This is a genomic window from Luteimonas wenzhouensis (assembly GCF_007859305.1).
GTDB lineage: Bacteria > Pseudomonadota > Gammaproteobacteria > Xanthomonadales > Xanthomonadaceae > Luteimonas > Luteimonas wenzhouensis.
The window spans coordinates 512652-533732 of record NZ_VOHE01000003.1 but is presented as its reverse complement, the minus strand read 5'-3'; the positions used below and the strand labels follow the sequence as shown (position 1 = coordinate 533732).

Annotated in this window: 18 protein-coding genes and 2 pseudogenes; 6 read left to right on the top strand and 14 right to left on the bottom strand. The window is 72.0% G+C overall.

What is annotated here, in order from left to right; genetic code table 11:
• Both FQY79_RS08760 and FQY79_RS08755 read left to right on the top strand, forming a co-directional pair.
• Nucleotides 1–802 (top strand): ISL3 family transposase (locus tag FQY79_RS08760; RefSeq protein WP_146312506.1); only part of this gene is annotated, 802 nt, incomplete at its 5' end.
• Nucleotides 803–1152: 350 nt separating this feature from the next.
• Nucleotides 1153–3168, top strand: coding sequence for a M13 family metallopeptidase (locus tag FQY79_RS08755; RefSeq protein ID WP_146312505.1), 2016 nt, complete (start codon nt 1153–1155; stop codon nt 3166–3168).
• Nucleotides 3169–3242: 74 nt separating this feature from the next.
• On the opposite strand, the gene FQY79_RS08750 is transcribed toward FQY79_RS08755, so the two are convergent.
• The 4 genes from FQY79_RS08750 to FQY79_RS08735 all read right to left on the bottom strand — a co-directional run bounded on the left by FQY79_RS08750 (nt 3243) and on the right by FQY79_RS08735 (nt 6300).
• On the bottom strand, nt 3243–4520 hold the full coding sequence (locus tag FQY79_RS08750) for an SDR family oxidoreductase (RefSeq protein ID WP_186759878.1): 1278 nt from the start codon (nt 4518–4520) through the stop codon (nt 3243–3245).
• A gap of 307 nt (nt 4521–4827) precedes the next feature.
• Nucleotides 4828–5118: a hypothetical protein gene (locus tag FQY79_RS08745; protein ID WP_146312503.1), complete on the bottom strand. Its 291-nt coding sequence runs from the start codon at nt 5116–5118 to the stop codon at nt 4828–4830.
• Nucleotides 5119–5207: 89 nt separating this feature from the next.
• Nucleotides 5208–5861: a rhomboid family intramembrane serine protease gene (locus FQY79_RS08740; protein ID WP_146312502.1), complete on the bottom strand. Its 654-nt coding sequence runs from the start codon at nt 5859–5861 to the stop codon at nt 5208–5210.
• A gap of 88 nt (nt 5862–5949) precedes the next feature.
• Complete coding sequence (locus FQY79_RS08735) at nt 5950–6300, bottom strand: MGMT family protein (protein WP_146312501.1); 351 nt, start codon at nt 6298–6300, stop codon at nt 5950–5952.
• 41 nt (nt 6301–6341) lie between these two features.
• On the opposite strand from FQY79_RS08735, the gene FQY79_RS15370 reads away from it, so the two are divergent.
• A complete protein-coding gene (locus tag FQY79_RS15370; protein WP_186759877.1) occupies nt 6342–6752 on the top strand; it encodes a hypothetical protein in 411 nt (136 codons plus the stop codon).
• 28 nt (nt 6753–6780) lie between these two features.
• On the opposite strand, the gene FQY79_RS08730 is transcribed toward FQY79_RS15370, so the two are convergent.
• Together FQY79_RS08730 and FQY79_RS08725 are read right to left on the bottom strand one after the other, a co-directional pair.
• Entirely contained in the window at nt 6781–7908 is a 1128-nt protein-coding gene (locus tag FQY79_RS08730) for an inorganic phosphate transporter (RefSeq protein WP_146312500.1), read from the bottom strand.
• Nucleotides 7909–7921: 13 nt separating this feature from the next.
• Complete coding sequence (locus tag FQY79_RS08725) at nt 7922–8548, bottom strand: DUF47 domain-containing protein (RefSeq protein WP_146312499.1); 627 nt, start codon at nt 8546–8548, stop codon at nt 7922–7924.
• A gap of 251 nt (nt 8549–8799) precedes the next feature.
• Between FQY79_RS08725 and FQY79_RS08720 the strand changes: the two genes are divergently transcribed.
• Complete coding sequence (locus FQY79_RS08720) at nt 8800–10137, top strand: hemolysin family protein (RefSeq protein ID WP_146312498.1); 1338 nt, start codon at nt 8800–8802, stop codon at nt 10135–10137.
• On the top strand, nt 10127–10774 hold the full coding sequence (locus tag FQY79_RS08715) for an exopolysaccharide biosynthesis protein (protein ID WP_146312497.1): 648 nt from the start codon (nt 10127–10129) through the stop codon (nt 10772–10774). Before FQY79_RS08720 ends, FQY79_RS08715 begins: the two co-directional genes overlap by 11 nt.
• 37 nt (nt 10775–10811) lie before the next feature.
• Here FQY79_RS08715 and FQY79_RS15880 read toward each other — a convergent pair.
• From FQY79_RS15880 to FQY79_RS08700, 4 genes and pseudogenes are all read right to left on the bottom strand, one after another.
• Nucleotides 10812–11555: pseudogene (locus tag FQY79_RS15880) on the bottom strand (putative bifunctional diguanylate cyclase/phosphodiesterase); the annotation flags it as partial.
• Nucleotides 11556–11624: 69 nt separating this feature from the next.
• A pseudogene (locus FQY79_RS15875) lies at nt 11625–12836 on the bottom strand (diguanylate cyclase domain-containing protein); the annotation flags it as partial.
• Between the two features lie 101 nt (nt 12837–12937).
• Nucleotides 12938–13792 carry a phosphate/phosphite/phosphonate ABC transporter substrate-binding protein gene (locus FQY79_RS08705; protein WP_146312553.1) on the bottom strand — a complete coding sequence of 285 codons (855 nt, stop codon included), beginning with the start codon at nt 13790–13792 and terminating at the stop codon, nt 12938–12940.
• A 151-nt stretch (nt 13793–13943) separates the two neighbouring features.
• Complete coding sequence (locus FQY79_RS08700; protein ID WP_186759892.1) at nt 13944–14708, bottom strand: RNA methyltransferase; 765 nt, start codon at nt 14706–14708, stop codon at nt 13944–13946.
• A 100-nt stretch (nt 14709–14808) separates the two neighbouring features.
• On the opposite strand from FQY79_RS08700, the gene FQY79_RS08695 reads away from it, so the two are divergent.
• The gene (locus FQY79_RS08695) at nt 14809–15639 is read left to right on the top strand and encodes an inositol monophosphatase family protein (RefSeq protein ID WP_146312494.1); all 831 of its coding nucleotides are present in this window, start codon (nt 14809–14811) and stop codon (nt 15637–15639) included.
• Nucleotides 15640–16478: 839 nt separating this feature from the next.
• Here FQY79_RS08695 and secF read toward each other — a convergent pair.
• The 4 genes from secF to tgt all read right to left on the bottom strand — a co-directional run bounded on the left by secF (nt 16479) and on the right by tgt (nt 21066).
• Nucleotides 16479–17444 (bottom strand): protein translocase subunit SecF, encoded by a 966-nt coding sequence (secF, locus tag FQY79_RS08690; RefSeq protein WP_027071328.1) that lies wholly within the window; start codon nt 17442–17444, stop codon nt 16479–16481.
• A 19-nt stretch (nt 17445–17463) separates the two neighbouring features.
• Nucleotides 17464–19347, bottom strand: a complete 1884-nt coding sequence (gene secD, locus FQY79_RS08685) for a protein translocase subunit SecD (protein ID WP_146312493.1) — start codon at nt 19345–19347, stop codon at nt 17464–17466.
• 130 nt (nt 19348–19477) lie between these two features.
• The gene (gene yajC / locus FQY79_RS08680; RefSeq protein WP_146312492.1) at nt 19478–19819 is read right to left on the bottom strand and encodes a preprotein translocase subunit YajC; all 342 of its coding nucleotides are present in this window, start codon (nt 19817–19819) and stop codon (nt 19478–19480) included.
• A gap of 101 nt (nt 19820–19920) precedes the next feature.
• Complete coding sequence (tgt, locus tag FQY79_RS08675; protein ID WP_146312491.1) at nt 19921–21066, bottom strand: tRNA guanosine(34) transglycosylase Tgt; 1146 nt, start codon at nt 21064–21066, stop codon at nt 19921–19923.
• Nucleotides 21067–21081 lie beyond the last annotated feature (15 nt).

Below are 21081 nucleotides of genomic sequence, written 5' to 3'. Positions count from 1 at the left end.
CCGGCATCTGGAGCGCTCGCTGGGCCCGCCGAACCTGGACGGCGTGCGGCTGCTGGCGATGGACGAGTTCGCGATCCAGAAGGGCCACCGGTACGCGACCGTGGTGGTCGACCCCGAGCGCAAGCGGGTGCTGTGGGTGGGGCGCGGGCGTTCGAGAGCGGAAATCAGGCCGTTTTTTGAGCTGCTGGGCCCGGTGCGCTGCGCCCAGGTCCGCGCCGTGGCGATGGACATGAACTCCGCCTACGACCTGGAGGTTCGGGCGCATTGCCCGAACGCGGAGGTCGTCTACGACCTGTTCCATGTCGTGGCCAAGTACGGCCGGGAGGTGATCGACCGGGTCCGGGTGGACGAGGCAGACCGGCTGCGCGCCGATAAGCCGGCCCGGCGGGTGGTCAAGACATCGCGCTGGCTGCTACTTCGTAATCGGGAGAACGTGCCCGACGAGCAGGTGGTGCGGCTGGAAGAGCTGCTGGCGGCCAACAAGGCCTTGTTGACGGTCTACCTGCTGAAAGAAGACCTGAAGGGGCTATGGCGCTACCGGCGCGAGGCATGGGCCTGGAAAGCGTGGAAGAGCTGGAAGCGACGAGCCCTGCGCAGCGGCCTGGAGCCGCTGCGCGTGTTCGTGCGGCGGCTCGAGCCCTACCTGTCGGGGATCCTGGCCCACTGCCGCTGGCCGCTGGGAACCAATCTGGTCGAAGGCATCAACAACAAGATCAAGGTCATCAAGCGGGTGGCCTACGGCTACCGGGACGACGCCTACTTCTTCCTGAAGATCCGGGCGGCCTTCCCCGGACTTGGGTGAAGAACCTTTTTCTTTCGGAAGCATGCGGGCTTGCGCCCCGCCGACGTCACCGGAGCCGGGCCGCGCCGCGGCTGGTGGTCCCGCGCAGCGAACTTGCAGGGGGAGGCGTGCGCTGTGCGCACGCCGGAGGACATTCGCCGAGCGGGGCCGCCAGTCGCGGCGTGGCCCGTCCGCCGCCACGCCCCCCGACGGGACACGCGGATCAGCCTCGCCGACGTCCCGGCACCTGTCGGCGAGCGCCGGCAGTGACACCGCCCGAATCCGTGACCGGGGCCGCGCCGGCGGTGAAGGCCACCCGCGCCCCCCTTGCTAGAATCCGGGCCCGATCCCAACCACCCCGGACGAGCTCCATGCCGATGCAGAAGCCGCTTGCCGCCGCCCTCGCCACCTGCCTGGTGCTGGCCCTGGCCGCTCCCGACGCCAACGGCCAGCGCCGCCGCGCCCCCGCGCAGCCCGCGATCACCGCCTGCAGCGACTTCTACACCTTCGTCAACAAGGACTGGCTGGACGCCAACGCCGTGGTCAGCGGCACCGGCTCGGTCTCCGCCCTGGGCCAGCTGCAGCAGCACACCCTCCTGCAGCAGCGCGCGATCCTCGACGAGGCGGCCCGGTCGCCGCGGAACGACGTCCAGAAACTGCTCGGCGACTTCTGGGCCAGCGGCATCGACGAGGCCGCGGTCGAACGCGACGGCACCCAGCCGATCGCCACCCTGCTCTCGCGCATCGATGCCATCCGCCGCGCCCGCGACATCCCGCCCGCGATCGCCGCCCTGCACCAGGTCGGCATCCCCGTGGCCTTCAATTTCGGCGCCGATCTCGACCTGGCCGACCTCGACCGCTACATCGGCTACTTCACCCAGGGCGGCATCGCCCTGCCGGACCCGGCCTTCTACACCCGCGAAGACGCCGACGCCCGCGCCCTGCTCGGCCGCTACACCGAATACGTCGAGAAGATCCTGGCGCTGACCGGCACCCCCCAGGACAAGCTCAAGGACGAGATGGCGATGGTGCTCGACCTGGAGACCCGGCTGGCCCGCGCCTCGCGTCCGATCACCAGCCTGCGCGACCCCCGCGCCAACTACGCCCTGGTCCCCACCGCCGACTTCGCCAAGCAGTTCCGCAACCTGCAGCTCGACCAGTTCCTGCAGGCCCAGGGCGTGACCGCCGACCAGGTGTCGATGGCCCACGTCGCGTACTTCACCGAGGTCGACAACCTGGTGCGCACCCTCAGGCCGGGCCAGTGGAAGACCTACCTGCGCTACCAGATCGGCAACGCGATGGCGCCCTACCTCAACCAGGCCTTCCGCGACGCCCACTTCTCGTTCCACGGCCGCGTGCTGCGCGGCCAGTCCGCCCCGCCACAGCGCGACGTGCAGGTGCTCGAGGCGATCAATCGCGCCGCCGGGCCGATGCTCGCGCGCGAGTACGTCGCCCGCTACCTGCCCGAGGCCACCCGCGCCCGCGCCGAAGCCATCGCGGGCGGAGTACGCGATGCGCTGGCGCGCGCCGTGGAGCGCAGCGACTGGCTCTCGGCCGAGGCCCGCGCCGAGGCCGCGGCCAAGCTGGCCGGCCTGCGGATCGAGATCGGCGCGCCCGCCGACGACCTCGACTTCAGCATGCAGCCCATGGGCCGCAACAGCTTCGGCAGCAACATGCTGATCGCCGCCACCTGGCACCACCGCGAGGAAATGCGCCGCATCGGCCGCACCAACGCCCAGCGGCGCTGGGGGGTACAGCCGCAGGAGCCGGTGCTGGCCTACGACATCGCCCACAACCGCCTGGTCGTCTCGGCCGCGGTGCTGCAGGCGCCGGTGCTGGACATGGAGCAGGACGCCGCCGCGCAGTACGGCAGCTTCGGCGCCCTGGTCGGCCACGAGCTCGGGCGCGCGGTCGACGCCAAGGGCCGGCTGGTGGATGCCTCCGGGCAGATCCGCACCTGGTGGACCCCGGCCGACGAGGCCGCGTTCGGCGAGCGCGCCAACCGCCTCGCCGCGCAGTACGCGAACTACGACTACCCGGCGGCCACCGCGCTCAAGGTCGATGGCAACCTCACCCGCGAAGGCAACATGGCCGACCTGGCCGCGGTGGAACTGGCCCTGGACGCCTTCGAGGCCGCCCAGGCCGATCCCGACAGCGCCGGCTACGAGTCCTTCTTCCGCGCCTGGGCGTCGCTGTGGCGCGAACAGCTCTCGCCGGAAGCGGCCACCGAAGCGGCCTCGACCCAGGCCCAGGCGCCGGGCAAGTGGCGCGCCAACGGGCCGCTGGTGAACCTGCCGGCCTTCGCCAAGGCGTTCAAGTGCAAGGCGGGCAACGCCATGGTGCGCAAGACCGAGGAGCAGGTCTCGATCTGGCGCCAGGCGCATTAGCCCCGGCGTCCGCGGGCGCACCGGCACGACGCGGTGCCGCGGGCCGCTGCGTCGACGAGCGCAGCGGCCCGGACTCAAGGTCGATCCGGTCCCTCGCCGCGGTCCAGCGCGGACAGCGCCGCGATCATCGCCAGCAGCGGCAGGTTCTTGAGCACCGGGCCGAGCGGATGCGACCACTGCTCCGGGAGCCGCAGGGTGATGACGATCGTACAGGCCGCCACCAGCACCAGCTGGGCGGCGTACAGCAGGCGACGGCGACGCAACAGCAGCAGGGCCGCGCCGAGCGCGATGTCGAGCAGCGCCGCGATCCACAACACCGCCTGCGCCGGCGCGCCCTGCAGCCCGACGCGCGCCAGCAGTTCCAGCGCCGCCGCGCGCGGATCGGCGCAGAGGAGGACCACGCCTGCGCCGATCCACGCCAGCGCCAGCGCGATCCGCATCAGCGGCAGGCTCCAGCCCAGCATCGCGTTGCGCCGCATCCGTTCCAGCGGCAGGCCCTGGAAGAAGTGCTCCGGCGCGCGTGGCGCATGCCCCAGCCAGCGGGCGGTCGGCGCCGGGTCGACCGCGCCGGCGGCGACCAGCATGGCCAGCGCATCGGGGTGGAGGGGCGCGCGCGGCGCGGCGCGGGCGGCGACCCAGGCCCCCGCCCGCGCCAGCCACATCGGGACCGGCACCGTGGCTCCCCCGGTGTCCATGGCGCGACGGAACTCCTCCAGGTAGGCGCGCAGCGTGAGCGGGCGCGGCCCGGCCACGTCCAGCGTGTCCGGGACCGACGGCGCCTCCACCAGGCGCACCAGCACCGCGACCAGGTCGTCCAGGTGCAGCGGCTGGATGCACTGGCGCCCGCCGCCCGGCAACGGCAGCAGCGGCAGCCCCGCCATCGCGGCGAAGCAGCGGGTGCCGGCTCCGGCCGGCGAGAACACCAGCGACGGGCGCACCACGCAGCGCTCGAGGTGGTCGTGCGCCAGCAGCGCCGCGTCGGCGCGGCCCTTCGAGGCCAGGAAGGGGACCGGAGACGCCGGATCCGCGCCCAGGGCCGACACCTGCAGCACCCGTCGCACGCCCGCGCTGCGCGCGGCGGCAAACAGCCGCAACGGAGTGTCCACGTGGACCGCCGCGAAGCGCTGCTGCGCCGTCTGGCGGAAGATGCCCACCGTGTTCACCAGCACGTCCAGATCGCTGAGCGCGCGCACCAGCGTGGCGTCGTCGGGCAGCGCATTGAAATCGAGCGCGATCGTCCCGGCGCCGGCGCGGGTGTCGCGGCCCGCCTGGGTGACGTGGTGGCCACGCGCGCGCAGGCCGCGCGCGAGCGCGGTGCCAACCAGGCCGGCGCCAAGCACCATCACGCGCATGGGGTCCGCCTCCCCGCTCGGGCCTTGCGCCCAGGCTCGCTGGCGAGCGTGCTGTCCACGCGGGCGGTCTCCGTGTTCAGCCGGGCGCGTGCGGGCGCCGCGGCGACCGGCCCCCGACGCGGCCAGCCGGTGGTGGATCCGGTCTCCACGAGCCCGCCGCGTGCGGCACCGATCCATCCGCCACGCGCTGGTCGGCGCCGGCCATGCCACCTCCTGCTGTCCTTCTCGGGCAGCCTGCCGGACCCGCGGTGAAGGGGCGGTGCACCCGGTCCACGCGCGCGCCATCCTGGCGCCTTCGCACGGCCGGTCAGGCGGCCATGCCGCACGGGCCGGCGTCGTCGCCCGGCGCCTGCGATGGCGCCGGCACCCGGTACAGCAGCACGTCCTGGACGCGCTCGAGCAGTTCCGGCGGCATCAGCGTGGCGAGTACATAGGTCTCGGCGTCCGCGAGCCGCGGCGCGAGCACCCCGGCCGTGGCCGCATGCCCGGCCCAGGGCACGTACACCGCGTCCGGCCCGGCCGGGATGGCGGTCGGCAGCGGTGGATCGAAGGCGCGCGACGAGCCGTGCCAGGGCCCGCCGACGAAGGTGATGTCCATGCACGGTCGTCCTCGGCCCAGTGGCCGTCGCGGAAGACCGGAGGCTAGCGCCCGCGCCGTCAAGCGGGCATGACGCGCCGCCGGCGGCGCTACACCACGCGCCGGAGCCTGGGCCCGCCGAACGGCGGCTGGCCGCGCCAGTACCGGATCAGCAGCCAGCCGAACAGCATCCCGCCCAGGTGTGCGAAGTGGGCCACGCCCGACTGCGTCCCGGTGACGCCCAGCACCAGTTCGATCAGGCCGTAGACGATCACCAGGGTACGCGCCTTCATCGGCACCGGCGGGATCAGCAGCATCACCCGCTGGTGCGGGAACAGCAGCCCGTAGGCCAGCAGCAGGCCGAACACGCCGCCCGACGCGCCCACGGTCGGATAGAGGCCACCGCCGTTGGCCACGCTCCAGGACACCACCAGCAGCTGGCACAGCCCGGCGCCGGCCACGCACACGAGGAAATAGGTCAGGAACCGGCGCTGGCCCCAGACGTACTCGAGCTGGGCGCCGAACATCACCAGCGCCAGCATGTTGAACAGCAGGTGCGCGATGTTGGTGGGGCTGTGCATGAACCCGTGGGTGAGCAGCTGCCACGGCATGAAGCGGTGCGGCGCATAGGGCGCCAGCTCCGGCGGCAGCCACGGCCACAGCATCAGCGCATCCAGTGCCGGGCCCAGCAGCAGCTGCAGCACGAACACGACGCCATTGGCGATCAGCAGTCCCTTGGTGACGGGGGGGATATTGGTGAACATCGGCGCTCCTGCACTCGGCGCCCATCATACCGGTCGGCGCCCCAGGGCCCTCGCGCGTTGCGCGGGATGAAGCTTCCCGCCGTCCGGCTCAGGACCGGCCCGGCCCCCAGAGCGCCGAGTCCAGGTCCTCGTCCCCGCGCGCCATGCGCACCCTGCCGTTCTGCACCGCCACGCCCTCGGCCCGCAGGCGCCGCACCTGTTCGCGGAACCCGCGCGAGCCGGGCGGGAACGCGATCCGGCCGTCGCTGCGCAGGATCCGGTGCCACGGCAGGTCCGGGTCGGCGTTGCCGGCCAGCACCCGCGCCACCATCCGCGCCCGGCGCGGCAGCCCGGCGCGCAGCGCGATCTGGCCGTAGCCGGCCACCGATCCGCGCGGCACCGCGCGGATCGCGGCCAGGATCCGCGCCACGGCGGGGGAGTCGGCAGACAGGGCGGCCATCGCGCACTAGGATATCGGCTCCACCCGGCCGGCCGCGCCCCATGCAGAACTTCGAACAGATCCGCCGCCACCTGCTCAACGGGGACTTCCGGGTCACGATGCAGGAGCCCTACGTGGTCTGCGTCGAACTCTCGCTCGACGGCGGGCGCCGCCACCAGGCGATCTTCCTGTCCGAGCTGCAGGACGACGACGGCCGCTGCTACCTGCGCACCAGCACCGTGATCGCACCGATTACCGGCATCGACGCGCGCCGCGCCCTGGCCTTCAACTGGAACACGCGGGTGGGCTACCTGGCGATCGGCGAACTCGACGGCGTGCCCTACCTGCAGCTGTGCGAGAACCGGCCCTACGAGGGCCTCACCGCGGCCGAGGTCAGCCGCGTGGTGCTGGAGATCGGCGGCATGGGCGATCGGCTGGAGCGGGCCCTGTCGGCCGACGGCGACCTCCTCTAGCCGCAGGCGCCGGCGCCGGGCGTCCCGGTCAGGCCCAGCCCAGGTTCTGCATCAGGCGGAACAGCAGGTAGGCGATCCCGCCCGACATCGGGATGGTCAGGATCCAGGCCCAGATCATCTTGTGGACCACGCCCCACTTGATCGCGTTCAGGCGCTTGGCCGTGCCCACGCCCATGATCGCGGACGAGATGTTGTGGGTGGTCGAGACCGGGATGCCCAGGTGCGAGGCGGCCAGGATCACCGAGGCGGCGCTGGTCTCGGCGGCGAAGCCGTGGATCGGGTGCAGCTTGACCAGCTTGTGGCCCAGGGTCTTGATGATCCGCCAGCCGCCCGCGGCGGTGCCGGCGGCCATCACCACCGCGCAGGTGACCTTGATCCAGGTGTCGATGTCGCCGTTGGCCAACGCGCCCTCGGACGGATGCAGGAACGCCAGCCAGCCCGGCAGCACGTCCAGGGTACCGGCGGCCTGGGCGCTGACCAGGGTGAGCGCGACGATGCCCATCGTCTTCTGCGCGTCGTTCATGCCGTGGGCGAAACCCATCCCGGCGGCGCTGACGATCTGCGCCTTGCCGAAGAAGCCGTTGACCCAGCGCGGACGCGCGATCCGCGCCAGCCAGCCGCCGCTACGGGCCATCATCGAGATCACGAAGAACAGCACGCCCATCACCAGGAAGCCGGCGACGAAGCCCAGCACCGGCGAGGACACCATCGGCACGATCACCTTCCACAGCACCCCGGCGCTGCGGTAGATCGGCTCGGCGGGCTCCGACCAGATGACCACGTCGAAGTTGTTGGCCGCCGCCGCCAGCGCGGCGCCCAGCAGGCCGCCGATCAGCGCGTGCGAGGACGAGGACGGCAGGCCGAACCACCAGGTGATCAGGTTCCAGGTGATCCCCCCCATCAGCGCGCACAGGATCAGCTGCGAGCCGACCTCGATCACGCCCGCGTCGATCAGCCCCGACGAGATCGTCTTGGCCACGGCGGTGCCGGCCAGCGCGCCGATCAGGTTCATCGACGCGGCCAGGCCCACCGCCTGCATCGGCGAGAGCACCTTGGTCGCGACCACGGTCGCGATCGAGTTGGCGGTGTCGTGGAAACCGTTGATGTACTCGAACACCAGCGCGGTGATCACCACGATCAGGACCAGGGTCAGCATGGTCGGCGCCCGGTCAGGAGTTCTTGAGCACGATTTCGTAGGCCACCACGCCGGCCTCGCGGCAGCGGTCGATGGCCTTCTCCAGGATTTCGAAGAATTCCTTGAGCAGGAACATCTGCAGCGGGTCGAGCTTGCCCGAGTAGATGTCGCGGTAGAGCTCGAGCATCAGCCGGTCGGCCTCGTTCTCCAGCGCGCGCAGGCGGTCGTTGAGCGCCTTCATCGGCTCGAGCTTCATGTGCCTGAGCTGCTTGACCATCTGCACCACCACCTCGGCCGCCTGCTCGAGCATGGCCGCGCGCGGCGCGAAGTCGATGTGCTCCAGGTGCTGGGTGGCCAGCGAGTAACGATCGGCGAACTTCTCGATCTGCTTGGGGATCTTGTACAGCGCCGAGCCCAGCGCCTCGATGTCCTCGCGCTCGATCGGGGTGATGAAGCTGTCCACCAGCGCCTGGCTGATCTTGTCCGAGGCCTCGCGCTCGCGCAGGCGGGCCAGCTTGAAGGCGTCGAGCGCCGGCTGGCGGTCGGCCTCGCGGAGCATGGCGTGCAGGGCCTTGGCCGCGTCGTGGGCCGCCACCGCGGCGTCCTCGAGCAGCGAGTAGAACTGGTGGCCCTGGCCGAAAATGGTCTGCAAGGAGAACATCGGGGGATCCCGCCGCCTCGGGGTGGACGGCCGTCGGGGCGGAATTATGACCGCTCGATGACGCCGGCCGCCAACCCGGCCGTCACGGCCGGCCTCCGGCGCGGGCCCGGGGACACCCGGTGCTATGATGGATGGCCGCGCTTGCGCCGCGCCGCCGCCCATGGACGACGACCCTAGACCGCCCCCCCGCCGCACCGGATTCCCCCGCTCCAGCCTGACCCCGGCGCCCGCCGGCCACCGGGGCCGCCGTCGTGCTTGAGCTGTTCATCGTCCTGGTCCTGATCGCCTGCAACGCGTTCTTCGCGCTGTCGGAGATGTCGGTGGTCACCTCGCGCAAGGCGCGGCTCAAGCAGCTGGCCGCGACCCGCCAGCGCGGGGCCCGCCGGGCGCTGGAGCTGGCCGAGCACCCCGAGCGCTTCCTGTCCACGGTCCAGGTGGGCATCACCCTGATCGGGATCCTCACCGGCATGTTCGGCGGCGACGCCATCGGCCGCTCGATCGGCGCGCACCTGCTCGAATGGTTCCCGGCCGCCGGCGCGCCGGTGCCGCTGCTCTCCCAGGGCAGCTACGCCACCGTGGCCGGCACGGTGCTGGCGGTGGGCCTGATCACCTTCCTCACCATCGTGCTCGGCGAACTGCTGCCCAAGCGCCTGGCCCTGCTGGCGCCCGAGCGCCTGGCCTCGTGGGTGGCGCTGCCGATGCACGGGCTGTCGAGGGCGGCCACCCCCGCGGTGTGGGTGCTGAGCGTGACGGTGCGCGGGCTGCTGAGGGTGCTGCGGCTCGACGATACCCAGGCCGCGAAGGTCACCGAGGAGGAGATCCGCCTGCTGCTCAGCGAGAGCCACGAGCAGGGCGTGATCGATGCCGACGAGCGCAACATGATGAACCGGGTGCTGCGCCTGGGCGACCGCACCACCGCCAGCCTGATGACCCCGCGCACCCGCATCGCCTGGCTCGACATCGCCGAGGGCTTCGAGGAGAACCTGGCGCTGATGCGGGCCACCCCGTTCTCGCGCTACCCGGTGTACCGCGGCAGCGATACCGACGTGGTCGGCGTGCTCGAGATCAAGTCGCTGATCGACCGCCTCGACGAGCCCGGCTTCGACCTGTTCAAGTACCTGCGCGAACCGCTGTTCGTGTCCGAGTCGACCACGGCGCTGAAGCTGCTGGAGATCCTGCGCGAGGAGCAGCAGTCGCTGGCGCTGGTGGTGGACGAGTACGGCGACGTCACCGGCCTGGTCACGGTGAACGACGTGATGGAGGCGGTGATCGGCCGCAACCAGACCGGCGAGGGCCCGGACGCGGTGCCGCAGATCGCCGCCCGCGACGACGGCTCGCTGCTGGTCGACGGCGGGATCTCGGTGGAAACCGCGCGCGAACTGCTCGGCGGCGGCACACTGCCCGGCGAGGACGAACACGACTACCACACCGCCGCCGGCATGGTGATCGCCTGGTTCGGGCGGATCCCGCACGTGGGCGAGCATTTCGACTGGAACGGCTGGCGGATCGAGGTGGTCGACCTGGACGGTCCGCGCATCGACAAGCTGCTGCTGCGGCGGATGGAGGATGCCGCGGACCATGGCCGCTGACCATCGGCAGGACGCCGGGGCGCGCCGCGGCGACCTGGGCACACGCGAACTGTTCGACGCGCTGGCCACCGGCGACCCGGACGACCACCTGCGGCTGGAGGACATCCTCGCCGGCCTCAGCCGGCAGGTGTTCGGGATGCTGCTGCTGGTCTCCACCCTGCCCGCCTTCATCCCGATCCCGGGCGTAGGCGGCGCGATCGGCGGCCCGCTGACGGTGCTTGTGGGGGTGCACCTGCTGGTGGGCATGCGCCGGCTGTGGCTGCCGCGCTTCGTTGCCCGGCGCGGTCCGCGGCGGGCCAGCGTGCAGGCGTTCCAGCGCATGTTCGGCCCCTGGCTGGGACGGCTGGAGCGGGTGGTGCGGCCGCGCCTGACCGCGGTCATCGACCACCGCGCCGCCTCCATGTTCACCGGGCTGCTGCTGGTGCTGCTGGGGATCCTGCTGGCGTTGCCGATCCCGTTCACCAACTACCCGTTCGGGGTCCTGCTGGTGGTCTACGCCCTGGCCCTGCTCGAACGCGACGGGGCGCTGATGCTGGCCTGCTGGGGCGTGGGCGTGGTGGTGGTGGTGGTGTTCGGTGTGCTGTCGGGCGCGCTGGCCGCCGCCGCCACCCAGTGGATCGGCGGCCTGCTGGCCTGAACCGCCCCGGACAGCGGCCGCGCATGGGTCCGCATCGCTACGCCAGCAGGCGCCTGAACTCCTCGTCGGGCATCGGCTGCCCCAGCCAGTAGCCCTGGGCCATGTCGCAACCGCGCTCGCGCAGCAGCGCGTACTGGCCCTCCTTCTCCACGCCCTCGGCCACCACCTGGATGCCCAGCGAGTGGGCCATGGCGATGATCGCCGTGGTCAGGGCCAGGTCGTCGGGGTCGCGCAGCACGTCGGCGATGAAGCTGCGGTCGATCTTGACCCCGTCCACCGGCACCCGGCGCAGGTGGCTCAACCCCGAGAAGCCGGTGCCGAAGTCGTCCAGCCACACCTTCACGCCGGAGTTGCGCAACCGCGCGAGCAGCCCGCTGACGCGCGCCTCGTCGCCGATGACCGCGGTCTCGGTCAGCTCCACGTGCAGCCGGCTCGGCGGCAGCCCGGTCTCGCGCAGCACCGCCTCGACCTGGGTGGCCAGGTCGCCGGCGCGCAGCTGCCGCGCCGAGACGTTGACCGAGACGAACAGCTGGCGCGCCGCCGGCGCCTCCTCCTGCCAGCCGCGCGCGTCCATGCACGCCGCACGCAGCACCTGCGGCCCGATCGCCTCGATCAGACCGCTCTGCTCGGCCACGTCGATGAACAGCGCCGGGGCGACGTGGCCATGCTCGGGATGGCGCCAGCGCAGCAGCGCCTCGGCGCCCACCAGGCGGCCGTCGTCGAGCCGGTACACCGGCTGGTAGGCCAGGCTCAGTTCACCGCGCTCCCAGGCCCCGCGCAGGTCCTGCTCCATGCGCACCCGGCGCTCGACCGCCTGGTCCATGACCCGGCTGTAGAACCGGTAGCAGTTCTTGCCCGCCACCTTGGCCTGGTACATGGCGATGTCGCCGTTCTTCATCAGCGCCGGCACGTCGGCAGCGTCGTCCGGGAACAGGGCGATGCCGATCGAGATGCCGAGGAAGATCTGGCGGCCGTGCACGCTGATCGGCCGCGACAGTTCCTGCACCAGCGCGGTGGCCACGCGGCCGGCGCGCGGGCGGATGTCGTCCTCCCCGGCCAGGCCCTGCAGCAGGATCACGAACTCGTCGCCGCCGAAGCGCGCCAGTTCCGAGCCGCCGCCGCCGTGGCGGTCGATCACCTCGCGGATGCGGCCGGAGAACTGCATCAGTACCTCGTCGCCGGCGTCGTGGCCGATGGTGTCGTTGACCCGCTTGAAGTCGTCGATGTCGGCGAACAGCAGCGCCAGCTGGTGCGCGGAACCGTGGCCCTGGGCCACGCGCTCGTCGAGCAGTTCGCGGAACGCCAGGCGGTTGGAGAGCCCGGTCAGCGCGTCGGTGTAGGCCATCCGGCGGATGTCGCGGTCGTGCCGCACCAGGCTGTCGCGCATGTGGGCGAAGGCCCGCATCAGGTCGCCCACCTCGTCCTTGCGCCGCGAGGCGGGCACGTCGGCGTCGAGGGTGCCGGCCTCGATCTGGCGCGCGGCGTCGGCCATCTGCTGGACCGGCGAGACCAGCGACCGCTGCAGCACCACGCCGATGGTCACCAGCAGCCCCACCATTCCCACCAGCAGCACGCCCAGCCACAGCAGCTGGCTGCGGCCGATGGCCTGCAGCCGGCTGGCCATCACCCCGCCCACGCGCGCCTCCTCGGCCTTCACCGCCGCCAGCGAGTAGCCCACGCGGACCCCGCCCAGGCGCTGGTCGCCGATCCGGATCGGCGCGGCGATGTCCACCAGGGTGTCGTTCGACTGCACGTGCGCCGCTTCCAGCCCCAGCACTTCGTAGGCAAACGGATCGGACATCGTCTGCCCGTAGGTGGAGATGTCCGGGCTGCCGTCGTGGATCACCTGGCCTTCGTTGTCGTAGACGATCACGTAGCTCACGTCCGGCTGGCGCAGCACTGCCCGCACCGCCCCCCCGATCGCGTCCAGGTCGAAGTAGTACACCGGGTTGACCAGCGACTCGGCCAGCTGCACGGTCGCCGCCTGCCCGCGCGACAGCAGCCGGGTCGAGGAGAACTCGCTGATCGCCTGCACGCTCAGCTCCTGCGCCTCGCGGTGCATGGCCTCCTGGCGGTCCCACACCAGCGCCACCATGCCGAGCACGCAGGCCAGCACCACCACCGCCAGCATCGCGAAGCGGGCGCTCAGCCCGATGCGGGTCCTCATTCGACCTCCCGCGCCACCCGCGCCACGCCGCGGCGCAGGTGCTGGAGCGCGCGCTCGGTGTCGGCATCGATCGGCGCGAAGCGGGTGGTCATGAAGAACCGCAGCAGCGCCTCGCGGGCGTCCGGGTCATCGGCCGCGCCGAGCAGCACTTCGCGCAGGCGCTCGCGCACCCGCGGATCGAGGTCGCCGCGCACCATCTCCACCGCGCGCGGGAACTCGGGGGTCTCGCGCACGATGCGGAAGTCGCGGCGGTACGAGGGCGGCACGCGCTGCGGGTTGATCCAGTCCAGGTTGCTCATCGCGCCGGCGTCCACCAGCCGCTTGTGCACCCAGGCCGAGACGTTGAGTTCCGAGCGCCCGAACACGTAGCCCACCGAGTCGGGCGCCGGCCGGTCCATCGGCGAGAGCAGGATCTCCAGCCGTTGCCCGGCGTCGAGCAGTTCGGTCGCCGGCACGTAGTACGCGCTGGTCGACATCGGGTTCTGGAACGCGATGCTGCGCCCGCGCAGGTCGGCCAGCTCCTGCACCGGGCTGTCGGCGCGGACGAAGAACAGGGTCCGGTAGCTGGACACGCCATCGCGCTCGGTCATCAGCAGCGGCTGCGCGCCACTGCGCTCGGCCAGCACCATCGCGGTGGCCGCGGTCTCGGTCACCCAGTCCACCCGGCCGCGGCGCATGTAGCTGAGCATCTGCTGCGCATCGCGCGCCATCAGGATCCGGCCTTCGCGGATGCCCACGTCGGCCATCCGTGGCACCACGTAATCAAGCAGCGGCTTGAGCTGCTCGTAGTGCGCCGCCGGGTCGTCGCTGATGCGGCCGAGCACGAGCACCCCGCCGTCCGCGCGCGCCATCCCGGCCAGGACCAGCCACGGCAGCAACAGCACCACCAGCAGCCGGGGCAGGCGGAAACCGGGGAACGGCACGGGCAAGGAATGGTTCCTGGTCAAGGCAGGCGACGCGGCGAGCCTAGCCGAAAACCCGCGCCCCCGGTAGGCGCGCGGGTCAAGGGCCACGCTCGGCCGCCAGCCGGGCCATGCGCTGGGCGTCGGCGAGCACGCCGCGCAGCAGGCGCACGTCGCGATCGTCGAGCGCGGCGCGCAGGAAGATCCGGCGCAGCTTGCGCAGCGCCGACTCCGGCGCCCGGCCCTTGTGGAAATCGATCGCGTCCAGGGTGTCCGCCAGCTGGGCGAAGAAGCCCTCGAGCTCGGCGTGACTGGCCGGCACGTCCCCGTCGGGGGCCGGCACCGCGGGCAGGGCCTCGCGCGGGCCGAGCATCGCCAGGCGCAGTTCGTAGCTGAGCACCTGGACCGCGGCGGCCAGGTTCAGCGAGCTGTACTCCGGATCGGCGGGAATGGTCACCGCCGCGTGGCACAGCTGCAGCTCGTCGTTGTCCAGCCCGGTGCGCTCGCGGCCGAACACCACGGCCGCCGTGGTCCCGGCCGGCGCCGCGGCGGTGGCGACCGCCCGGGCCGCGGCCTCGCGCGGCAGCAGCTCGTCCAGTGCGATCCGCCGGCTGCGCGCGGTGCACCCCAGCACCAGCCGGCAGTCGGCGACCGCCGTGGCCAGGTCCGGCACCACGCGGGCCGAGTCCAGCACGTCGCCGGCCCCGGCCGCCATCGCCACCGCGTCGTGGTGGGGGAAGCGCTCGGGGGCGACCAGCACCAGGCCGCGCAGGCCCATGGTCTTCATCGCCCGCGCCGCCGAGCCGATGTTGCCCGGGTGCTGGGTGCCGACCAGGACGATGCGCAGGCGCGCGGCCGCGTGCAGGGAATCGCTCATGTGCGAATGGTAAACTGCGCGCCCGGCCACCGCGCCGGTCCGCTCTTTGCCACCCGCCACCCGTCCCGCCCGCGCCCCGGAGTCCGCAATGCTCGCCCCTGCCGTCAACATCATGGTCAAGGCCGCGCGCGCCGGTGGCAACGTCCTGGTGCGGCACATGCACCGCCTCGACGCGCTGAACGTGGTCGAGAAGGGGCGCCTGGACTACGCGAGCGAAGTCGACGGCCTGGCCGAGGAGGCGATCATCCGCGAACTGCGGCGCGCCAACCCCGAGTACGCCATCCTCGGCGAGGAAGGCGGCGCGCAGAAGGGCAGCCGCGGCCCCAGCCGCTACACCTGGGTGATCGACCCGCTGGACGGCACCAGCAACTACCTGCACGGCATCCCCCACTGGTGCGTCTCGATTGCCCTGTGCGAGGGCCCCGAACCGCTGCACGGGGTGGTCTTCGATCCACTGCGCAACGAGCTGTTCATCGCCTCGCGCGGCGCCGGCGCCCAGCTCAACGACAAGCGCATCCGCGTCGCCGACCGCAAGGACCTGTCCGGCGCGATGCTGGCCACCGGCTTCCCGCCCCGCGAACGCGCCCGCCTCGACGCCCACCTCGACTGCCTGAAGCTGCTGATGAAGGACGCCGAGGACGTGCGCCGCACCGGCTCGGCCGCGCTCGACCTGGCCTGGGTCGCCGCGGGTCGTTGCGACGCCTATTTCGAGGCCGGCGTGCAGCCCTGGGACATCGCCGCCGGCGCCCTGCTGGTACGCGAGGCCGGCGGCCGCGTCTGCGACTTCAAGGGCGCCCCCACCGGCCCGATGCACATCGCCATGGGCAGCGGCCGCCAGCTGATCGCCGGCAACGTCAAGGTCACCGACGCGGTGCAGAAGGCGATCGTCTCTTCCGGGTACGCCGCCGCGTTCGCCTGATCGTGGCCAACCGGCCACCGTCGGCGACCGCGAAACAGCAAGACAACGCGCTCCCGCCTCCCGAGCCACGTGGCGCCGGGGCCGCCTGGCCTGCGCGGCGAACCGACGGAGGAGGCCTCCGCCCGCATGCGGAGGCCGGAGGACATTCGCGGATCGGGCCGGGCGGTTCCGGCGGCTCCTGCAGCCTCGACGACCCCTCGAGCGCCTCGACCCGTCGGCACCCTCCACCTGTCTGGCGCGAGTGACCTGGCAAGCGACACCGCGACCTGGTGTCGTTCGCCACCCGACCACCTTCGACGGGCGAAAAGCGTGCTCCGGCCTCCGGAGCCAAGTGGCGCCGGGTCCGCCTGGCCTGCGCAGCGAACTCAGGGAGGAGGCCTCCGCCTGGAGGCGGAGGCCGGAGGACATTCGCGGAGCAGGCCAGGCGGACCCGGCGGCTCCCGCAGCCTCGATGCCCACTCGAGCGCCTCGACCCGTCGGCACCCTGCACCTGTCTGGCGCGAGTGACCCGGAAAGCGACACCGTGACCTGGTGTCGTTCGCCACCCGGCCACCTTCGACGGCGAAAAGCGTGCTCCGGCCTCCGGAGCCACCTGGCGCCGGGGCCGCCCGGCCTGCGCAGCGAACTCGAGGAGGAGGCCTCCGTCCGCAGGCGGAGGCCGGAGGACATTCGCGGAGCAGGCCGGGCGGACCCGGCGGCCCTCCCCGCGACACCGGACTGTCGAGCGTGATGCACCATGCCCGGCCCCACCACGTGCGCGCCCCTCCGACGCCGCACTCCCGGAAAAGAAGAAGGCCGCGCAGTGCGCGGCCTTCTTCATGGCAGCGTCCGGACAGCGATCAGGGCCGGCGCGCCAGCGCCTCCTCGTCGCGCGCCTTGGGCAGCAGGTCCTGCTTGCTCACCCTCAGCGGCCCGATGGTCAGCAGCGGGCAGGCCACCAGGATCGACGACGCCGTGCCGATCACGATGCCGATCATCATCGCCTCGGACATGCCCTCCAGCGAACCACCGCCGTAGATGTACAGCGCCAGCACCGTCAGGAACGCCACCACCGAGGTGATGATGGTGCGCGACAGGGTCTGGTTGATCGACGTGTTGAGGATCTCGAGTGGCTCGGCGCGCATCGAACGGAAGTTCTCGCGCACGCGGTCGAACACCACGATGGTGTCGTTGATCGAGAAGCCCATCACTGTGAGCAGGCCCGCCAGCAGCGTCAGGTCGAACTCGCGCCCCGCCAGCGAGAACCAGCCGGCCACGATCAGCACGTCGCCCAGCGTGGTGATGATCGCCGAGACCGCGAACTTCCACTCGAACCGGAACGCGATGTAGATCAGGAAGCCCAGCACCACGAACACGATCGCGTAGATGCCGTTGCGGGCCAGGTCCTGGCCGACCTGCGGGCCGACGTAGGACCGGCCCTTGATCGTGGCCGGGTTGTCCTCCGAGCTCGCCGCGGCCAGCACCTCATCGGCGGTGCGGTTGATCGCCTCCGCGTCGGTGCCGCCGTCCTTGGGCTGCAGCCGGATCATCAGGTCGGTCGCCGTGCCCATGGTCTGGACCTGGGCGCCGGGGTAGCCCGCCTCCTCGAGCCGGTCGCGGACCGCGTCCACGTCGGCGGGTTTCTCGAACAGCAGCTCGACCGAGGTACCGCCGGTGAAGTCGAGCGCGTAGTTGAAACCCTTGGTCGCGATCAACCCGACCGACGCCAGCATCAGCACCGCCATGAAGCCGACGGTCAGCATCCGCCAGCGCATGAAGTCAATGCGCGTGTTGTTCGGGATCAGGTGCAGGGGGAAAAGTGCCATGTACTGGGTCTCCCGGCGGTCAGATGGCGAGCGACTTGAGCTTGCGCCTGCCGCCGTAGATCAGGGTGGCGATGCCGCGCGAGACGGTGACCGCGGTGAACACCGAGGTGAGGATGCCGATGACCATGGTCACGGCGAAGCCGCGCAGCGGGCCGGTGCCGAACGCGTACAGCGCGATGCCGGCCAGCAGCGCGGTCATGTTGGAGTCGAAGATCGTGCCCGACGCCTTGTCGTAGCCGGTCGCGATCGCGGTGCGCGGCGGCATCCCCGCGCGCAGTTCCTCGCGGATGCGCTCGTTGATCAGCACGTTCGCGTCCACGGACATGCCGATCGACAGCGCCAGGCCGGCGAAGCCCGGCAGGGTCATCGTCGCCCCGAACAGGCTCATCACCGCCACCACCATCAGCAGGTTCAGCAGCAGCGCCACGCAGGTGATCAGGCCGAACATGCGGTAGTAGATGGCGAAGAACGCCAGCGTGAACAGGAACGCGTACACCACCGCCTTGGTGCCGCGGGCCACGTTCTGCGCGCCCAGGGTCGGGCCGATCACGCTTTCCTCGACGAAGTCCATCGGCGCGGCCAGCGCGCCCGCCTTGAGCTGCTTGGCCAGCGCGGTCGCTTCCTCGCGGCTCAGGCCGGTGGTCTGGAAGTCCTTGCCGAACACGCCGCGGATGGTCGAGGAGCTGATCACGCGCTCGACCGTTCGCGACGAGCGCACTTCCTCGCCGTTGACCATCGTCACCGTCGGGATGCGCTCGACGTAGACGATGCCCAGGCGGTTGCCGACGTTTTCCAGGGTGTGGTCGAACATGCGCTTGCCGGCCGCGCTGTTGAGCGTGATCGACACCGCCGGCAGGCCGGTCTGCGGGTCGGTGGTCGGCTGCGCGTTGACCAGTTCGTCGCCCGAGACCAGCAGGCGGCGCGAGAGCAGCAGCGGGCGGCCGGCATCGTCGTAGTAGATCCGCGAGCCGGCGGGGATGCTGTTGTCGGCCAGCGCGGCCGCGGCCTGGGCCTCGTCGCCGGTGACGGCGCGGAACTCCAGGGTCGCGGTGGCGCCGATCAGGCGCTTGGCCTCGGCGGTGTCCTGCAGGCCCGGCAGCTGGATCACCAGGCGGTCCTCGCCCTGGCGCTGCAGCACCGGCTCGGCCACGCCGATGGCGTTGATGCGGTTGGAGATGACGTTGCGGTTCTGCTCGATCGCCTCGGTGGCGATGCGGTTGAGCTCGGCCTCGGGCAGGCGCACGGTGATCCGGTTGCCGTCGACCTCGACCGTGGGGCCGCCGCCGAGGGCCGTGGGCGCGCGCAGGCCCGCCAGCGCCTGCTGGATCTCCGACCGCGCGCGCGCCGCGTCCCCCGCATTGGCGAGCGTGACGGCCACGGTCGCGTCGGCGCGCCGCTCGGCGCCGGTATAGCCGATGCGCGCCTCGCGCAGCGCGGCGCGGATCGCGTCGGCGTAGGAGTCCAGCCGCTTCTCGAGCGCCGCCTGCTGGTCGACCTGCATCATGAAGTGGACGCCACCCTGCAGGTCCAGGCCCAGCGACATCGGCCGCGCGCCCAGCGCCTCCAGCCAGGCCGGCGTGGTCGGCACCAGGTTCAGCGCGGCGGTGTAGTCCTCGCCCAGCGCCGGGCGCAGCGCATCGGCGGCCCGGGTCTGGGTGCCGGCGTCGGGCAGGCGGACCAGCACCTGGTCGCCTTCCAGCGCCACCCGCGCCCCTTCAACCCCCGCCTCCCCGAGGATCGAGCGCACGCGCTCGGCCAGCGCCTCGTCGACCACCGCCCCGGCGCGGTTCTTCGTGACCTGCACCGCGGGATCCTTCTGGAACAGGTTCGGCGAGGCGTACAGGACGCTCAGCACGACCACGATCAGGATGACGGCGTACTTCCAGCGGGGAAATTCAAGCATTGCGGGATTCGTCTGCGGAATCGGGCGCGGGCCTCGCGGCCCCGCTCCGTGCCCGCCCGGGGGGCGGGACGAGTGTGCGCGTTCGGGGTGCGTCGCCGGCGGAGCCGGCGGCGCGCCGCGTCCGCAGGGATCAGGCCGCCTTGAGCGTGCCCTTGGGCAGGACGTGGACGATCGCGCCCTTCTGCACGCGGATCTCCACCCGGTCGGCGATCTCCACGGTCACGAAGCTCTCGCCGAGCGACCGCACCACGCCGCCGATGCCGCCGCTGGTGATGACCTCGTCGCCCACCGCCAGCTTCTCGAGCATCGCCCGATGCTCCTTCTGCTTCTTCATCTGCGGCCGGATCATCAGGAAGTACATGATCGCGATCAGCGCGATGGGCATCAGCAGGACGCCCAGCCCGCCTCCCTGGGGGGCGGCGCCGGCGGCCTGGGCATGGGCCGGGGCGATCAGCAGGTCGAGCAGGTTCATCGGATCGGGTCCATTGGCGAAAACAGCCGGGAATTATGCCACGGTGCCGGGCCGGCCACCCGGCGGGCGCCCCGGAGGCCCCGCCCGCCCCCGCGCGGGGGTCAGTCCCCGCCCGACGCCCGGGCCGCACGCCGGGCCGCGTGGAAGGACTCGCGGAAGGCGGCGAAGGTTCCCGCGGCGATCGCCTCGCGCATCCGGGCCATCAGCGCCTGGTAGTACCAGAGGTTGTGCAGGGTGCCCAGGATCGGGCCGAGCATCTCGTTGCAGCGATCCAGGTGGCGCAGGTAGGCACGGCTGTAGCCGCCGGCGCAGGCCGGGCAGCCGCAGCCCTCCTCGATCGGGCGCAGGTCCCTCTCGTACTTCGCGTTGCGCACCCGGACCACGCCGGTGGAGGTGAAGTAGTGGCCGTTGCGCCCGTTGCGGGTGGGCATCACGCAGTCGAACATGTCCACGCCGCGGGCCACCGCCTCGACCAGGTCCTCGGGCCGCCCCACGCCCATCAGGTAGCGCGGCCGGTCGCCAGGCAGCTGCGGGCAGGTGTGGTCGAGCATCGCGTTGCGCTCGTCCTCGGTCTCGCCCACGGCCAGGCCGCCGATGGCATAGCCATCGAAGCCGATCGCCTTCAGCCCCTCGGCCGAGCGCGTGCGCAGGTCGTGGTGCACGCCGCCCTGGACGATGCCGAACAGGGCCGCGTCGCTGCCCGCGTGCGCGCGCTTCGAGCGCTCCGCCCAGCGCAGCGACAGTTCCATCGAACGCTCGACCACGCGCCTGTCGACCGGCTTGCCCCCGACCTGCACCGGCGGGCACTCGTCGAAGATCATGACGATGTCGCTGCCCAGGACCTTCTGGATGTGCATCGACTCCTCGGGCCCGAGGAACACCTTCGAGCCGTCGGTGGGCGCGGCGAAGGTCACGCCGGCCTCGGTGATCCTGCGCCGGTGCGCCAGCGAGAACACCTGGAAGCCGCCCGAGTCGGTGAGGATCGGCCCGTCCCAGCGCGCGAAGCCGTGCAGGCCGCCGTGGGCCTCGATCACCTCGAGGCCAGGGCGCAGGAACAGGTGGAAGGTGTTGCCGAGGATGATCTGCGCGCCGGTCGCCCGGACCTGCTCCGGCAGCATCCCCTTCACCGTGCCGTAGGTGCCCACCGGCATGAACGCCGGGGTCTCCACCGTCCCGCGCGGGAATGACAGGCGCCCGCGGCGCGCGGCGCCGTCGGTGGCGAGGAGTTCGAACTGCATGCGGGGCATGGGCGGCGGGACCGG

Excerpts from the sequence above, each read along its gene's own strand:
- FQY79_RS08715 (WP_146312497.1), top strand. The coding sequence starts at position 10,127 with ATGGCCGCTGACCATCGGCAGGACGCCGGGGCGCGCCGCGGCGACCTG.
- FQY79_RS08705 (WP_146312553.1), bottom strand. The coding sequence starts at position 13,792 with ATGGCGCGCGCGGACGGCGGGGTGCTCGTGCTCGGCCGCATCAGCGAC.
- FQY79_RS08730 (WP_146312500.1), bottom strand. The coding sequence starts at position 7,908 with ATGCTGACCCTGGTCCTGATCGTGGTGATCACCGCGCTGGTGTTCGAG.
- FQY79_RS08695 (WP_146312494.1), top strand. The coding sequence starts at position 14,809 with ATGCTCGCCCCTGCCGTCAACATCATGGTCAAGGCCGCGCGCGCCGGT.
- yajC (WP_146312492.1), bottom strand. The coding sequence starts at position 19,819 with ATGAACCTGCTCGACCTGCTGATCGCCCCGGCCCATGCCCAGGCCGCC.
- FQY79_RS08725 (WP_146312499.1), bottom strand. The coding sequence starts at position 8,548 with ATGTTCTCCTTGCAGACCATTTTCGGCCAGGGCCACCAGTTCTACTCG.
- FQY79_RS08755 (WP_146312505.1), top strand. The coding sequence starts at position 1,153 with ATGCCGATGCAGAAGCCGCTTGCCGCCGCCCTCGCCACCTGCCTGGTG.
- tgt (WP_146312491.1), bottom strand. The coding sequence starts at position 21,066 with ATGCCCCGCATGCAGTTCGAACTCCTCGCCACCGACGGCGCCGCGCGC.
- FQY79_RS08750 (WP_186759878.1), bottom strand. The coding sequence starts at position 4,520 with ATGCGCGTGATGGTGCTTGGCGCCGGCCTGGTTGGCACCGCGCTCGCG.
- secF (WP_027071328.1), bottom strand. The coding sequence starts at position 17,444 with ATGGCACTTTTCCCCCTGCACCTGATCCCGAACAACACGCGCATTGAC.
- FQY79_RS08740 (WP_146312502.1), bottom strand. The coding sequence starts at position 5,861 with ATGTTCACCAATATCCCCCCCGTCACCAAGGGACTGCTGATCGCCAAT.
- FQY79_RS15370 (WP_186759877.1), top strand. The coding sequence starts at position 6,342 with ATGCAGAACTTCGAACAGATCCGCCGCCACCTGCTCAACGGGGACTTC.
- secD (WP_146312493.1), bottom strand. The coding sequence starts at position 19,347 with ATGCTTGAATTTCCCCGCTGGAAGTACGCCGTCATCCTGATCGTGGTC.
- FQY79_RS08745 (WP_146312503.1), bottom strand. The coding sequence starts at position 5,118 with ATGGACATCACCTTCGTCGGCGGGCCCTGGCACGGCTCGTCGCGCGCC.
- FQY79_RS08735 (WP_146312501.1), bottom strand. The coding sequence starts at position 6,300 with ATGGCCGCCCTGTCTGCCGACTCCCCCGCCGTGGCGCGGATCCTGGCC.